This is a genomic window from Bacillus sp. NPDC094106 (genome assembly GCF_044764345.1).
Classification (GTDB): Bacteria; Bacillota; Bacilli; order Bacillales; family Bacillaceae_G; genus Bacillus_A.
The window spans coordinates 127,008-141,607 of record NZ_JBIWHY010000010.1; the positions used below are offsets into that span (position 1 = coordinate 127,008).

18 protein-coding genes are annotated in these 14,600 nt (G+C 36.0%); 9 read left to right on the forward strand and 9 right to left on the reverse strand.

The features are described 5' to 3' along the window. Positions 1-5 precede the first annotated feature (5 nt). From ACIQ7L_RS16135 to ACIQ7L_RS16150, 4 genes are all read right to left on the reverse strand, one after another. Positions 6-482, reverse strand: coding sequence for a YbaK/EbsC family protein (locus tag ACIQ7L_RS16135; RefSeq protein WP_097898463.1), 477 nt, complete (start codon positions 480-482; stop codon positions 6-8). Positions 483-501: 19 nt separating this feature from the next. Next, on the reverse strand, positions 502-828 hold the full coding sequence (locus ACIQ7L_RS16140; RefSeq protein WP_400570525.1) for a YoaP domain-containing protein: 327 nt from the start codon (positions 826-828) through the stop codon (positions 502-504). A 7-nt stretch (positions 829-835) separates the two neighbouring features. Then, positions 836-1,393 carry a histidine phosphatase family protein gene (locus ACIQ7L_RS16145; protein ID WP_400570596.1) on the reverse strand — a complete coding sequence of 186 codons (558 nt, stop codon included), beginning with the start codon at positions 1,391-1,393 and terminating at the stop codon, positions 836-838. A gap of 90 nt (positions 1,394-1,483) precedes the next feature. Next, positions 1,484-2,305: a YhfC family intramembrane metalloprotease gene (locus tag ACIQ7L_RS16150; RefSeq protein ID WP_400570526.1), complete on the reverse strand. Its 822-nt coding sequence runs from the start codon at positions 2,303-2,305 to the stop codon at positions 1,484-1,486. 240 nt (positions 2,306-2,545) lie between these two features. Between ACIQ7L_RS16150 and ACIQ7L_RS16155 the strand changes: the two genes are divergently transcribed. Then, a complete protein-coding gene (locus ACIQ7L_RS16155; RefSeq protein ID WP_400570527.1) occupies positions 2,546-3,280 on the forward strand; it encodes a MerR family transcriptional regulator in 735 nt (244 codons plus the stop codon). Between the two features lie 41 nt (positions 3,281-3,321). On the opposite strand, the gene ACIQ7L_RS16160 is transcribed toward ACIQ7L_RS16155, so the two are convergent. Further along, positions 3,322-3,900, reverse strand: a complete 579-nt coding sequence (locus ACIQ7L_RS16160; RefSeq protein WP_400570528.1) for a YhcN/YlaJ family sporulation lipoprotein — start codon at positions 3,898-3,900, stop codon at positions 3,322-3,324. 118 nt (positions 3,901-4,018) lie between these two features. Here ACIQ7L_RS16160 and ACIQ7L_RS16165 point away from each other — a divergent pair, with 118 nt between their 5' ends. Further along, positions 4,019-4,321 carry a YutD family protein gene (locus tag ACIQ7L_RS16165; protein ID WP_141523122.1) on the forward strand — a complete coding sequence of 101 codons (303 nt, stop codon included), beginning with the start codon at positions 4,019-4,021 and terminating at the stop codon, positions 4,319-4,321. 76 nt (positions 4,322-4,397) lie between these two features. Here the strand turns inward: ACIQ7L_RS16165 and ACIQ7L_RS16170 are convergent, their stop codons facing one another. From ACIQ7L_RS16170 to glpX, 3 genes are all read right to left on the reverse strand, one after another. After that, on the reverse strand, positions 4,398-4,898 hold the full coding sequence (locus ACIQ7L_RS16170) for a cytoplasmic protein (RefSeq protein WP_400570529.1): 501 nt from the start codon (positions 4,896-4,898) through the stop codon (positions 4,398-4,400). A gap of 522 nt (positions 4,899-5,420) precedes the next feature. Next, positions 5,421-5,687 carry a DUF3055 domain-containing protein gene (locus ACIQ7L_RS16175; RefSeq protein WP_400570530.1) on the reverse strand — a complete coding sequence of 89 codons (267 nt, stop codon included), beginning with the start codon at positions 5,685-5,687 and terminating at the stop codon, positions 5,421-5,423. A 16-nt stretch (positions 5,688-5,703) separates the two neighbouring features. Further along, positions 5,704-6,675, reverse strand: coding sequence for a class II fructose-bisphosphatase (gene glpX, locus ACIQ7L_RS16180; RefSeq protein WP_400570531.1), 972 nt, complete (start codon positions 6,673-6,675; stop codon positions 5,704-5,706). Between the two features lie 148 nt (positions 6,676-6,823). On the opposite strand from glpX, the gene ACIQ7L_RS16185 reads away from it, so the two are divergent. The 7 genes from ACIQ7L_RS16185 to ACIQ7L_RS16215 all read left to right on the forward strand — a co-directional run bounded on the left by ACIQ7L_RS16185 (position 6,824) and on the right by ACIQ7L_RS16215 (position 13,885). Next, the gene (locus ACIQ7L_RS16185) at positions 6,824-7,264 is read left to right on the forward strand and encodes a DUF86 domain-containing protein (protein WP_400570532.1); all 441 of its coding nucleotides are present in this window, start codon (positions 6,824-6,826) and stop codon (positions 7,262-7,264) included. Positions 7,265-7,342: 78 nt separating this feature from the next. Further along, the gene (locus ACIQ7L_RS16190) at positions 7,343-7,975 is read left to right on the forward strand and encodes a helix-turn-helix transcriptional regulator (protein ID WP_400570533.1); all 633 of its coding nucleotides are present in this window, start codon (positions 7,343-7,345) and stop codon (positions 7,973-7,975) included. Positions 7,976-8,075: 100 nt separating this feature from the next. Beyond that, positions 8,076-8,840, forward strand: coding sequence for a TIGR01457 family HAD-type hydrolase (locus ACIQ7L_RS16195; RefSeq protein ID WP_400570534.1), 765 nt, complete (start codon positions 8,076-8,078; stop codon positions 8,838-8,840). Positions 8,841-8,970: 130 nt separating this feature from the next. Next, the gene (locus tag ACIQ7L_RS16200) at positions 8,971-9,501 is read left to right on the forward strand and encodes an iron ABC transporter substrate-binding protein (protein WP_400570536.1); all 531 of its coding nucleotides are present in this window, start codon (positions 8,971-8,973) and stop codon (positions 9,499-9,501) included. A gap of 135 nt (positions 9,502-9,636) precedes the next feature. Further along, positions 9,637-10,191: a hypothetical protein gene (locus ACIQ7L_RS16205; RefSeq protein ID WP_400570537.1), complete on the forward strand. Its 555-nt coding sequence runs from the start codon at positions 9,637-9,639 to the stop codon at positions 10,189-10,191. A gap of 345 nt (positions 10,192-10,536) precedes the next feature. Continuing rightward, complete coding sequence (locus tag ACIQ7L_RS16210; protein WP_400570538.1) at positions 10,537-11,325, forward strand: ABC transporter ATP-binding protein; 789 nt, start codon at positions 10,537-10,539, stop codon at positions 11,323-11,325. After that, a complete protein-coding gene (locus tag ACIQ7L_RS16215) occupies positions 11,309-13,885 on the forward strand; it encodes an FtsX-like permease family protein (RefSeq protein ID WP_400570539.1) in 2,577 nt (858 codons plus the stop codon). Before ACIQ7L_RS16210 ends, ACIQ7L_RS16215 begins: the two co-directional genes overlap by 17 nt. 40 nt (positions 13,886-13,925) lie before the next feature. Here the strand turns inward: ACIQ7L_RS16215 and ACIQ7L_RS16220 are convergent, their stop codons facing one another. After that, positions 13,926-14,594, reverse strand: a complete 669-nt coding sequence (locus ACIQ7L_RS16220) for a vWA domain-containing protein (RefSeq protein ID WP_400570540.1) — start codon at positions 14,592-14,594, stop codon at positions 13,926-13,928. Between the last annotated feature and the right edge of the window lie 6 nt (positions 14,595-14,600).

A 14,600-nucleotide genomic window follows, 5' to 3' on the forward strand; every position in this document is an offset into this window, starting at 1 on the left:
AATCATCAGCTCTCTTTTCTATATTCTAAAACTGTATTTTGACATGTGGATAAAATCTTTTTCAATTCTTCTGTGGATAATTCAATTGTAAACTCTGGAACACCGGGTGAAATTAAAATTTTGTCATAGGAATAAACAGAACTATCCACAATAATAGTTACATCCTGTGAATAGCCAAAAGGAGCAACGCATCCAGGAATGCATCCAGTTTGTTCTCTTAGTTCATCTGGTGAGCAAAGGGATAAACGCTGTCCAGTCATTTCTTTCATCTCGTTTCTATCGAGACGAGTTCCCTCTAGTGTAAAGAACACGTAATAGGATCCAGATTTTGATTTTAAAAATAAACTTTTACTTGGAGCACCTTGCAAGCCAAGTCGTTCACGAACAACACGATCTGTTTCGTAATCGAGAACTGGTTCATGTTCAAATTTCTCGTAAGAAGCATTTGTTTTATGTAATAAAGAGATTACTTCTTCGTACATATTGTAGTGATACCCCTTTCTATATTTGTTGCAGTTTCATCATCATTTTTTCAAATTTTTTCGCACTTAAAATTTCGTGTGTTAAAAATTCTCCGTTATAAAAAGCTCCATATGTTGTAAAAGCACAAGGAGCTCGCCAGGCATCTTCTCGTGATGTCAACTGAATGGACTTGAAAGGGATGTTATATTGTTTGGTAATAGTAGTTAATTCTTCATGGATATCATAATCGGTATAGGGACATTGGCTCGTAAAATAGACAACTAGGCCATTTTGATATGGAACTTTCATATCTTTTGCACTGGTTGTAAATTGTGGTGTTGGTGCATTTGAATCGAACTTATACACAAGTAATTCAAAATAGGGCGGTATTCCCCCACAATCTGTGGATTGTTACTTGCTCTGCAATTGTAATTTCATACACATCGGGATTGCTTAAACTTTTCCATTCTTGAAAGCTAATCCGATTATCAAAGTACTTTAAAATAAGCGTTAATAAATTTCCATGTGTGACAAGCAGTGTTACTTGATGTTCTTGCTCTAATACATTTTGAATAAGCGATGTAACACGGTTCATCGCTTGTTTAGTTGACTCCCCGCCTGAAAAGGCAATATCTATATTTGTAAAAGTATATTCTAGTTTTTGTAGCCAATCTTCCATTGGAACATTGCTTAGTATACGTTCTGTTAATCTTTCATCTTCTCTGATTGGTAAATTGGCCTGTAATGAAAATGGTGCAATGGATTGAATAGCTCGGACAAAAGGGCTTGAAATAATGGAATCTATTTGTAGGTTATTGTCTATGAGAAATTCAGCAAGGACAGATGCTTGCTTTTCCCCTGCAATCGTTAGTGCTGCGTCTCGCTCTTGTCCGGTTGCTGAGCAGTGCCGCATTACAATAAGTTTCTTCAACATTCATCCCTCATTTTTTCAAGTTGACGATATATACTTCGACAAAAGGAAGAAAAAGTCCTCTATTCAAAAAAGCTAAGCCACGCGGGCTTAGCTTTTTACTGGTTCCATTGTTAGTTTTTCTTTCATTTTACGAATGAGAATGAACGCGCAAATTGTCAAAATAAATGTGATTCCTTCTGCGACAAATATATTGATAACGTGTTTTTGAAAAAGAGCTGCAAAGAAGTCCACAAAGGCATGGAAAAGTACAGCATATGCAATAAAAATATATTTCTTATGTTTTACGCCGTATAATACAAGCATTGTGAAGGCAATTTGCAGGACAAGTGCCATGATTCTTTCTAAGCTACCAAGTAAGTATAGATACGAATGAGAATGAATGAGCGCATCTTGCACTTGACTCAGCAGAGGATTTTGTTCAATTAGTTTTGCGAAACTACCGTTGTTGATTGAAGTGGCAAATACAAGAGTTTGAAACCCAGCTAAGCCTCCAACTAAGATAGATGCAATTCCGCCATGTCCAATTCCATATGCCAGTCCGTCTTTATATTCTTGATACTTTTTTAGTAGGAAAAAGAAGGCGATAAAGCGTCCTAATTCTTCAAAGATACCAGCGGTAAGTCCAACGTAAATGGCATAGAGAAATGGATTTTCTAATAGCTGAGAGGTTGTTGGATTTCCTAGCATAAATACATGAAAAGGTGTTTCGAGAATTTGTACAAATCCAATCCAGATAAGAACACCAATTCCAACGACTTTCCAGTTTATATGATATTTTTTTCGAAAATAAATACATGCAGCAATTGGAACCAGAACCGAGAGAACAAGTTGAATAATCATACTGGTAATTACAGTATTTGAAACCATACTTTCACCGCTTTCTAATATATGTACCTTTACATTATGCATGAATTTTCGAGAAATGTGGAGAGAAGAAGCTTTTTGATATAAAGTGAAACCTGAATCAGTGGTGATCCACTACTGATCATTAGCTCTCATCAATCGGCATTTACGGGCAGTTTATGTCAAACCTAACTGGATTTCGATTGTCCGTTAATGCGGGGGAAAAACATATCATTTAATCATTATTTTTTATTGACTCTTACGTTGCGTGATACTTTATTGTATGTACTGAGGGAGGAGAAAAGCATGACAATGAGGATAAAAGAAGTAGCAGATTTAGTTGGTATTAGTGTGCGCACACTGCATCATTACGATGAAATTGGGCTATTAACCCCAGACAAGACGACAGATTCTGGTTATCGTCTGTATTCCAATGAAAATCTGGAGATGTTGCAGCAAATTTTATTTTTTAAAGAGCTTGGCTTCCCTTTAAAGAAGATTAAAGAAATTATCATGAGTCCTTCATTTGACCGAGAAGAAGCGCTTCAATTGCATCGGAAAATGTTAATTGAGAAACGAGTTAGGCTGGATAAGGTGATTGCGACGATTGATAAGACAATCAAGCATACAAAAGGAGAGATTGAAATGACTAATAAAGAAAAATTCGAAGGTTTTGATTTTAGTCATAACCCATATGAGCAAGAAGCCCGCGCGCGATGGGGAGATGAAGCTGTTGATAAAGCGAATAAAGCAGCAGCTGGCATGCCGAAAGAGAAGCAAGAGGAGTTTAATAGCATTTATCGAAAGCTTGCTACGCTTCGAAATGGTGCGCCTGATTCTAAAGAAGCACAAGAAGCGATTCAAGAATGGTACGACTACTTGCAAAACTCCGGTCAATATTCATTAGAGGCATTTAAAGGATTAGGCCAAATGTATGTTGCTGATGAACGTTTCACAAAAAATATTGACCAATTTGGAGAAGGATTGGCTAGGTTTATGTGTGATGCAATGGCAGTGTATGCAGATCGTAATAAAAAATAAGAAAGATGGAGGCTGTCTAAAGTGGGTAGCCTCCATCTTTTTTATTTTTTAATCATGTCATTTATTGTTGCGTTTTGACTATTATTTAAATGTGGATTTTTACTCATTTCACGTTTTAACATATCGATGCTTTGTGCATATTCTTTATCATTTAATGCACCCGACTGAAGTCCTTGAATTTGTGAAATCAATTTTTGGTCTGTTGATATATATGCTTTATAATAGCGAGGAACGATGGACAAAGCCGTTTTATATACTTGATCTGCTACAAGCTTAGGATCATTGGTTTTTGCTCGGTATACAACAAATACTTCATCATCGGTCACAAGTGTAGCAGCATTTGTGACGTCAGGGAGTTTTACAATCATGCTTGTAATCATTTCAGCTACCTTCTCACGGTTAATTGCGCCTACTTGGTTGTTAGATACTTCATTCTTTTGTTTAGAAGAATATCCGACTCTTGTAAGCCTTGTGTTTGTATTTTCTGTATGATACATGTCATTTTTATTGGAGACAAGGACGCGGCTGCCTTCTTCGCGTTCCATTTCAGCTTTATTTGTCGAATAACAACCTGCAAATAAAGAAAGCGTGAGAAGAGAGAGTATCATTTGTTTTTTCAAGATGTATCACCTCCTTCTCCATAGCATGTACTACTTTTCAATTTTTTGTATTTGAAATTGTTGGTTGTTAGGCTTTGTGATACGATAAAAAGAAGAATGCTTAGAAAGGAAGTTAATGATGGAGCAAAAGCAGGAGATTCATGCTACGGTGAGCATTAATAATGTTCAGTACGAAGTAATTAAAGACTATCGTGACGGTTTTCGTGAAGAAGCATTTAAAGAGCGCTATGCAGAAATTTTAAATAAATATGATTATATCGTTGGTGACTGGGGGTACGATCAACTCAGATTACGCGGCTTTTTTGATGATAGTAACCAACGTGCGACATATGATACGAAAATTAGCACATTATCGGAGTACTTATACGAGTACTGCAATTTTGGTTGTGCACACTTTGTATTACGAAAAGTGAAGAAGTAAAAAGAAATCCTCTTACGATAAGTGTAAGAGGATTTCTTTTTAGTCAAATATTTTTTCGTAACAATATATGTCTCCTTTACAAGCAGATTGAAATAAGATCACCCTCAGAAAGTGTTGTATTTGGTTTCATCTTTTGTCCGTTTAACCGAATGTGTCCATTTTTCATTTTGTCTACAATCGCGGTTCGGCTCCAATCTGAAATATATGTTGATAAAGCTTTGTCGATGCGATGAGAGCCAAAGACTGTTTCTAATACAATGGTTATTTCTGTAGTGCCAGCTTCTTGATATTGCATAATCGAGATTGTAGTTGTTGTTTCAACTGGTTCTTTTTGAAACAAATCAAGCGTTTCTACATGATCCGAAAACGATTTATAAATGTGAAGTTTCTTATTCCACGTATGGCCTTTAGGACATTTGTAAATGGCAAAGCGGTAAATGTTCTTTCCATTTGCGTTGTGTCTGCGAATGTTCGTATCAGTAAAAAGGGTAGTACGACCGCAATTTTTACAATGTTTGTCGGCTTTCATTTCAAATTCATTTTCATATAAATTCCACGAAAGTTGTACTTTCTGCATTTTCCTTCACCTCTTATATAGTGGTAAAGGAACGTAATACAGCTATTTGGATGTCTTGCAGTATGATTGGGGACAAAATAGACAAAAATAAAAAGAGGTTCCCCTGATAGGAACCTCCGTAAAACATCATACTACAGATGTGTTACGTTCCTTTGTAATGGGAAATGGGCAGACTACTCCCTTGATAAAGCTCGTAGCTTTTTTGAGAGTAATGCTATCCAATTGCTGATCCATTACAAAGTAAATGTTGGCATACGTAGTAGATGTCCTTTCTTCCAAATAGATTTGTTCATAAGTATAACATAAAAGTTTGAAAATTCAAAATCGTTCACCCGCATTAGCGGGTAGTAAGAACCCACCTCAAAATTCAGCGAAAACAAAGAAATTAGGTGAGGGATCAACTGCCCGTAAAAGCCCGATTGGCTCAACTAATAATCCGTGGGGGATGAAGAAAACCCCCACGGATTAAAGTTTCACTTTATGTGAAAAAACACCAGCTATCGCAATAGCTGGTGCATAAGATTAAATAAGTTTAAATAAGAATGAGCGCAGTTCTTCTGCGATTTCTTCAGAGACAGAAAAAGCATGCTCTAAGTAGCCGGGTTCGTTTAAATCGTCAGTGCCGATGATTGCAAATTTATTACGCTGCATATCAAGGACAATCGTTTTACCATAATGACGATCGGAGTATAAAAGCGCTAAATCGTGGCGTTCATTTTCTCCCATAAAACTAACGAAACGCGTTTTTGTAGCGACTGTATCGTCGTACAGAAAGAAACGTTCTTCCATACACATAGCTCCTTTTTTAAATATCTAAGTTTAAGTGAGGCTTATGGTCTAAATGGTGATGCGTTTTAATAAAGCGTACAGTTCTTGTTTTGTAGCGCATAACGATAGAATACGTTTCTGCTAAATCTCCGCCAAGGAATTTCACACCATCTAGTAGTTCTCCAGCAGATACACCTGTTGCTGAGAAGATTGCATCGTCACCAGATACTAAGTCATTTAACATAAGAAGTTGACGAGGATCTTCTAATCCCATTTTACGGCAACGTTCTTCTTCTTCTTCATTCATTGGAACTAAGCGTGCTTGCATTTCGCCTTCAAGACATTTTAATGCCGCTGCAGAGATAACGCCTTCTGGAGCACCGCCAACACCAACGAATAAGTCGATCCCTGTTCCTGGAAGAGCTGTTGCGATTGACGCACCAACATCGCCATCACCAAATAGTTTTACACGTGCACCTTTTGCACGTATACGGTCGATAATATCTTGATGACGTTCACGTTCTTGGATGATAACCGTTAAGTCACGAATTTTTTTGTTATTTGCTTCTGCTACAATTTCAATTGTTTTTTCAATTGGATCATCTAAGCTAATTTTACCAGCTGCTTTTGGACCAACCGCGATTTTTTCCATGTACATATCCGGAGCATGAAGAAGGTTTCCTTTATCTGCGACTGCGATAACTGCCATTGCATTTGCAAGACCTTTAGCAACAATGTTTGTACCTTCTAATGGGTCAACGGCGATATCCACTTCTGGACCGTTACCTGTTCCTAGTTTTTCACCAATATACAACATTGGTGCTTCATCAAGTTCTCCTTCACCAATTACAACAGTACCTGCCATGTTTACTGAATCAAACATATCACGCATAGCGGTAGTTGCTGCATCATCTGCTTCGTTTTTCTTTCCGCGGCCCATCCATTGTGCGGATGCTAAGGCTGCTGCTTCTGTTACACGGACAATTTCTAATGCGAGTTCACGTTCCAAGGTGGCATTCCTCCAATTTCAAAAATCATACGAATATAACTATAACAAATTACGAAGAAAAGGTGAATTCGAAAAATTGTCGATTTTTTCAAAAGAAACGGTTACAATTAACATGTAAGTGCTTTTAATTTCCAGGTAGGTGACATTCATGTACTTTGTAGACAGAAAAAAAATAGAACAAATGTTAACATGTTTAGAACAAGTAGTAGATACATTTCAAGAGAAAAAGCAATATGAAACTGATTTTGAATATTACGCATTAGAGCGCATGTCGCATCTGATCATTGATTGCATATTAGATGTTGGTAATGCAATGATTGATGGATTTATTATGCGTGACCCAGGAAGTTATGAAGATATTATTGATATTTTAATGGATGAAAAAGTCATAAGTGAGGAAGAAGGAAAAGGAATAAAAGAAGTGATTCTTCTTCGAAAAATGCTTATGCAAGATTATATTCAAATGAATCATGAAGAATTATATGAAACGATTCAAAAACAAATTGCTGTGGTAGAAAAATACCCTGCGAATATTCGCCGTTATTTAGAAAAGGAATTAGGACCCGTATCTGCATTTGTAGCAGAATAAGTATATGGATAAAATCCCCAAAGCCTTTTGGGGATTTTATATTGTCCTTGATAGCGGTTAAAAGGAGAAGGATGAGAAATGGGGGAAGCACGTACAACGAAAGACGAAATTGTACACCTTTTAAAAGTAGACGGAGAGCACACCGTTGCGGCACTAGCCGAATCACTGGGAATTACAGAGATGGCGGTACGTCGGCATTTAAGTAAGCTTGAGAAAGAACAGATTATTTATTCTAAAATGGTAAGACAGTATGTTGGAAGACCTACATATTTATACGGACTAAGTCCAAAAGGGGAAGATACATTCCCGAAAGAGTATAAACAGTTTGCAATAAATATGCTGGAAGATTTAGCTCATATTGGCGATGAAGAAGTGTTTCATCATGTGTTACAAGCAAGAACGAAAAGAATGGAAGAACAGTTACAAAAACGGGTGAGTGGTCAAGATAACTTGGCATATAAAATGCAAGAAGTAGCTGCTATTCAAGAAAAAAATGGCTATATGGTACAAGTAATAAAAGAAGACGAACATTCTTTTATCTTAAAAAAGCAAAATTGTCCATTAATGGCTGTTGCAGAGAGATTTCCACAGATTTGTGAAGATGAGAAAAATATGTATAAACGATTGTTTTCAGAAGCAGATGTAAAAATGGTAACAAATATGTGCGATGGGAATTGCCATTGTTCATATCGAATAAAAGAGAAAAAATGAACGTTATGGGACGCTTTAGGATAAAGCGTTTTTTTCTTTTGGAAAAAGGGTTAATATAAGAAGTGTATGAACGCCAGTATAAAAAGGAGAGACAAGATAGATGTATAAAGGCTATTTAATCGACTTAGACGGTACAATGTATCGCGGCGAAGAACAAATTGAAGAGGCAAGCGACTTTGTGAAAGTACTGCAAGAACGCGGTATCCCGTATTTATTTGTAACAAATAACTCAACGCGTAAACCAGAGCAAGTCGCTGAAAAACTTGTTCGTTTCGATATTCCAGCTAAGCCAGAGCAAGTATTTACAACGAGCATGGCAACGGCGAACTTTATTTATGAGCGTAAACAAGATGCAACTGTGTATATGATTGGTGAAGAAGGATTGCATGAAGCGCTTGTGGAAAAAGGGTTTGAACTTGTGGATGAAAATCCTGACTTTGTCGTTGTTGGATTAGATCGTGACATTACATATGAAAAGCTAGTGAAAGCATGCCTTGCAGTACGTAATGGTGCGACTTTTATTTCAACAAATGGAGACATTGCGATTCCAACTGAGCGTGGTTTATTACCTGGGAACGGTTCACTAACATCTGTTGTAACGGTATCCACAGGTGTAGAACCAATCTTCATTGGTAAACCAGAATCCATTATTATGGAACAAGCGCTAAAGGTGCTTGGTATAACGAAAGAAGAAGCGCTAATGGTTGGGGATAACTATGATACTGACATTTTAGCGGGGATCAATGCAGGTATGCACACACTACTTGTCCACACTGGAGTCACAACTGTGGAGAAGTTAACGGAATATGAAGTACAACCGACAAAGGTTGTGCATAAATTGACGGAGTGGATTGAGAATATGTAATGAGGAGCAGGCAATCGCTTAGGTTGCCTGTTTTTTTTATGCATAATTGCATATTTATTATGATATAAAATATAAAATTTAATTATTATCATATATAATAAAAGTAAAAAAAGAGACGGGGGGCTGAGGGATGTATATGATGTCATGTATTGCCTTTACTCTAACATTATGCATCTTGGCTTTCGTACTATGGAAAATATACAAGATAAATAGTATGAAAAAGAAAATAGGACAACTTATTGCAGCGTATCCTCGTGTGAAGCGGCGCTGGCTTGCGTTAATTGGACCAGCATATTTCATAGGACAACTTATTTTTACATATATTCAATACATAAATGGAGATATCAATAGCTTTGAGAAATTTTTAATTAAAGCAGGAGTTTATACTGTAACAAGTTGTTTTATGATTCTGTTAGTCATCCACATTATTAAAAAAGTAGAAGTATATGAAAAGGGAGTTGTTGATGGATTAAACTTTTATTCATATGCAGAGTTAAAAGGATATAAAACATCCACATGGGAAAATCCAAAGGAAAATATTTTCCTATATCGTGGACAAGAAAAAATGAATGACAATGTAAACTTACTCATTAGACAAGAAGATATGAGTGAGCTAGAAAGTATTCTACAAAGATATATTCCTAAACTTATACTGAAATGAAAACTCACCTTATGAAGGTGGGTTTTTCATTAAAATACGCGATATGATTTCAATTTTAAATTACTCCTTTTATTGTATAATTGCATATTTTGTAAATCTTGGCAAAAATTAAAATGGATATAAGGAGATGAAGCGATGGAAAAATTCATTCTTGCAATTATTTTATGTATAGTACTTCTTGGTGTATTTATGATGCTTCGAATTGTGATCCAATTCAATAAAAGAAAAAGTGAACTGGGAGCAAAAGTTTCCTCATATTATCCTAAGTTAGGACCATTATTTTTGAGAACAGGTTCCTTCATATTTGTTACTTACTTTTTTGGAGGTGCATGTATTCGATTGTCTTCTCACTATCATGAAGTAGATCATGTACTGTTTATAATAAAGGCAGCAAATTATATAGGTATCATTATTTTAAGCGCTATCATTACGGTACAATCTTTTAGAAAAACAGAAGTCTATGAAAAAGGGATTATTATAGATTCAAGATGTTATTCTTATGCTGATTTAAAAGGGTATAGTATTCTTCATTCTCAGTATGACGCAGATAGAATCTTTCTTCAGGAAAAGCCAGAAAAAGAGATAGAAATTAGCTCCTCTATTCAAACGAAAGATATAGCTGTATTTGAGGAAGATATTAAACAATTTGTTCCGAGTGTAAATCTTAACATGTCTAGGTATATGATTTAAATAAGAGACTCCGCCTTCGCAGAAGGCGGAGTCTTTTATTTAAATACACAATTCACAACTCCTTGCACTTCGTCAAGATATTGCGTGATGAAAGATTTGTGGATGAGGCTGTGCATAAACGATTATATGTTTCATGTTTGATTCTCCTGTTTGTGGATATGTGGATAGTTTGTTCTCATTTTTAAATAAAGTATTTGTATAACTGTGTGGTTACTTTGGTGCTTGCAGTTAAATTATTAATCCCCTGAAATTACAAAAAAGATGGAAAAATAGTAAATATGACAAATAAATACAAATTATTATAGAATATATAGATGGATAAATAGAAAAAGAAGGGGATATGAAATGAATATTATTGAAATTGAAGGGTTAGAAAAATCATTTGATCTTGGTGATAGTAAAACGAAGATATTAAAAGGAATTCATCTTCAAATTCAAAAAGGTGATTTCGTTTGTATTATGGGGGCAAGTGGATCAGGGAAAACCACTCTTTTACAGTTGCTTGGAGGATTGGATATTCCAACAGCGGGAAGCATTCGAGTAGATGGGACAGAAATTTCATCATTAAAAGAAAAAGAACTTGCATTGTTTCGAAGGCATCAAATCGGTTTTATTTTTCAGCAGTTTAATTTAATACCGGTATTTAACGCGGAAGAAAATGTAGGATTACCGTTACTGTTAGATAATGTCCCGCAAAAAAAAGCAACGATAACAGCGAAGCGGTTATTAGAGCTTGTTGGTTTAAAGGGAAAAGAGCAACATTTACCATCGCAGTTATCTGGCGGACAGCAACAGCGGATTGCAATTGCAAGGGCATTTGCGAATGAACCAGCTATTATACTAGCAGATGAACCGACCGGGGCATTAGATTCTGAAAATAGCAAAAATATTATTGCAGTACTTCGAAATGCTTGTGATGAATTAGGACAAACGGCAGTTGTTGTAACACACGATCCGTTTGTAGCAGCTCATGCGGATAAAGTTATTTTTTTATTAGATGGTGAAGTAATTCATGAACATGTTGAAAACAAAGGCTGGAAATTCCGTCATATTCCGCAGCAAGTGACTAAAATTCAAGAGATTATGAATAGGCACTTTAAGGTAGGTGATAAGAGCGATGTCTTGGACAATTAAATATGCGTTAAAATCTATTAAACAAAATTGGCTAAGAAACATGTTAATTGCTTTTGGGGCTGCCTTAGGTGTTATGCTAGCAACGATGCTATTACTTGGGAATCAATCTGTGGAACAAAGCGTGAAAGAGCAAGTTGTGAGTCGTTACGGTGATTATGATTTGCAATTTGGTTATATAAAAAATGATATGTATTTACATAATGAGCAATTAAAAGAACTGAATAGTCTTGAAAATGCTGTGAAAATATCAAAAGTACTTATACCTTATCCGTTACCAAATGATAAAGCGCTTGCTGGTAAACCATCGTATTGGGGTGTTGAACAAGATTCTCCCGATATGCATTCTTATAAAGTTAAAGAGGGGCGATATCCGAAAGAAGGAGCGGAAGTAGCGCTTACAAAGGGGTATGCGGATCGAGAAAATATAAAAGTAGGAGATGCGATTAGCCTGCCATTTCCCCCACACGGTGAAAAGGCTGTTAAAGTTGTAGGGATTTTGAATCCGCCATTGATGGCAGCAATGGGACATAGTGCATATTTTCCGATTAGTTGGATGCAAAAGGAGTTAAGTCTACAAGATCAATTTAATCTTGTTCAGGTGAAAACATCTGATGTCAATATGAAGAGAATGATTGCGAGTGAGGTAAATAAGAAGTTTGAAAATATAAAAATAGATCAGCGTACATATGTAGATAAAGCATTTGAAAGATTGAATGTGATGAAACCATTAATTTTTAGCTTAGGTGGCATCGCTCTATTTGTTGTAGCGCTTTTGATTATGGGCAGTTTCTTTTTATCTGTAAGAAGTCGCTTTAAACAGTGGGCTTTATTACGTGCGCTTGGTAGTAATCCAAACCAAGTTATTCTCGTCGTTTTATTCGAAGCGATATGTATTGGAACGATCGGCTCGCTCGTAGGAGTTGTTCTTGGTGCTAGTACACATCAACTCGCCGCTTCTTTTATTAACAAATGGGTGAATGTAGAGAGTACAGGGCAAGAATCGTTTTCTATTTCAGGCGAGATTTTACTAATTACATTTTTACTAGGCATTATGATGTCTGTAATAGGCGCAATCATACCAGCGTTTATGGTGAGAAAAATCCCTCCTGTTGAAGCGTTAAGACCAGGGCTTCCGAGCAATCAAAAGAAAGAACGGAAATGGAGTATCTTTAGTCTTATTATTTTAATAGTGGGTGCAATAATTGGCTTAAGCGGTGCAGTCGCTGAGAAGTACATTGGGTTTAACCCAGGTGCAGCTGGAGCGCTTTTGTTTGCAATTGGTTTGCTATTTACAATTCCATTATGTATTCGTGTTATTACACCGGTTATCGCTAAACCATTTCAAATGATATTTCGTATTGAGACAACGATTAGTGGCCGAAATGTTATTCGTTATCGTAAAAAGGCGGCTGTGTCAGTCGCAATCTTAGCGTTTGGATTTATGTTATCGCTAGTTGGAACAATGTATGTAAATGCGATGTATGAAGGGATGAAACAAGGTTTACAAAAGAACTTACCAGCAGATTTAGTCATTCGTGTTCCGATGGAATCAACAGGGATTGAAAGTCTACCATTTAATTGGTTAGAAAAGATCCAAAAAGTTGAAGGGATAAAAGAAATTGCCGGAATCGCTTCTGATTTTACATCCAAACTCGTCAATTATAATTTTAAGAAGGCAGATGAAGAATGGTACGAGTTTGTGAAGCAAAATAAATTTGATTATGAAGTAATGGAAGTTGTCGGTACCGATATAACTGCGTTTCAAAAAGTGACTAAGATGAAAGTTGTTTCTGGACAAAGCTTGAGTACGCCATTAAAAGATGGGGAAGGAGTCATTACAAAAACAACGGCAAAAAATTTAGGTGTTAAGTTACATGATACGATTGAAGTGCAAGGGAAAGGAAGAGAAAAACAAAAGATTCAAGTAGTTTCTATTATAGAGAAAGATTTACGACATCGCTTTAGCTCTTATATCTTTGTAAATGAACAATGGGCGCGAAATATGTTTCATGTAAAAGGATATGAATCGATTCAAATTATGGCGGACTCTAACATACCTTTTGAAGCAATTAAGAAACAAGTGAAACAGATAACAAATGGTAAAGACAATGTAGAGGTTATCAATAGTTATGATTTGTTAAAAGAGCAAGAACAGTTACTATCCCAAATGGTGATGTTAATTCGTTTATTAGTAGTAATTATCTTTGTGATTTCAGGTATTGGATTAATGAATGCCATTGTGGCAAGTTTACATGAAAGACGCGCTGAAATTAGTATGATTCGTGCCGTAGGAGCTAATCCTAAGCAAATGCGAAGAATTGTATGGTTAGAAGGTACGTTACTCGGCGCAATAGCCGGATGTATAGGAATTGGAGGCGGCATAATTTTCAGCTATATCGTTTTATCAAATTTAGAATTAACCGTTATTACAATTCCATATAATCAAGTTCTATTACTAGCAGCAGCAAGTGTTATACTTGGGACAAGTGCAGCAATGATTGCTTCATTCCAGTTAAGGAAATTTAAACTAAGTGATACGCTTAAAGAATTATCAGCATAAGAAAGACCGCTTTTATAGCGGTCTTTTTTTACTAATATGTTTACAGTAGAACTCGTTTTTCCTTCGCTTCTTTTATCCACATTGGAAACTCACTTAATAAATTGTTATATAATGTTTCATCTGTCGTTTTTTCAATATCCCGAATGTAGAAAAAGTTAGCATTATCGATGAAACGCCCATCCATTTCATCAAGTTTTCTTAATACATCAAATTTGCCATCACCGATACCGACAAATTGCCAGAAAATCGGTTGGTTAGAAGAGAAGACAACTGGCTTTTGAATTCCTTTTTTACATCCGCCATCGTTAATGAAAATAACAAAGGCAGGCTCTTCACTTTTTTCTTCAATTGTATATTTTTTAATGATATCTTCCATTACTTGTGGCTCATCATTTCGGCCAAATTTATGAATAGAAGAGTTGTTTAAAATATGGTTTTCTACATAATTAGCAAAGTCTTTTTCAGTAACAGCTGGCAATCTAGAAAACTCATTATCATATACCCAAATATCTAACGAGCCGTCGTCATCAAATTGACTTGCAACTGCAAGAATACGTTCGACAACATCTTGGACAGTGCCGTTCTTATATAATGTTCGCATTGAACCAGAAATATCTAATACGAGTGCGACTTTTGCAACGACACCTGTTAATTTCTTTTTCTCTAATACAACTCGTACTGCTTCTTTTCTTAATGTAATTGTTCCCATTCTAAA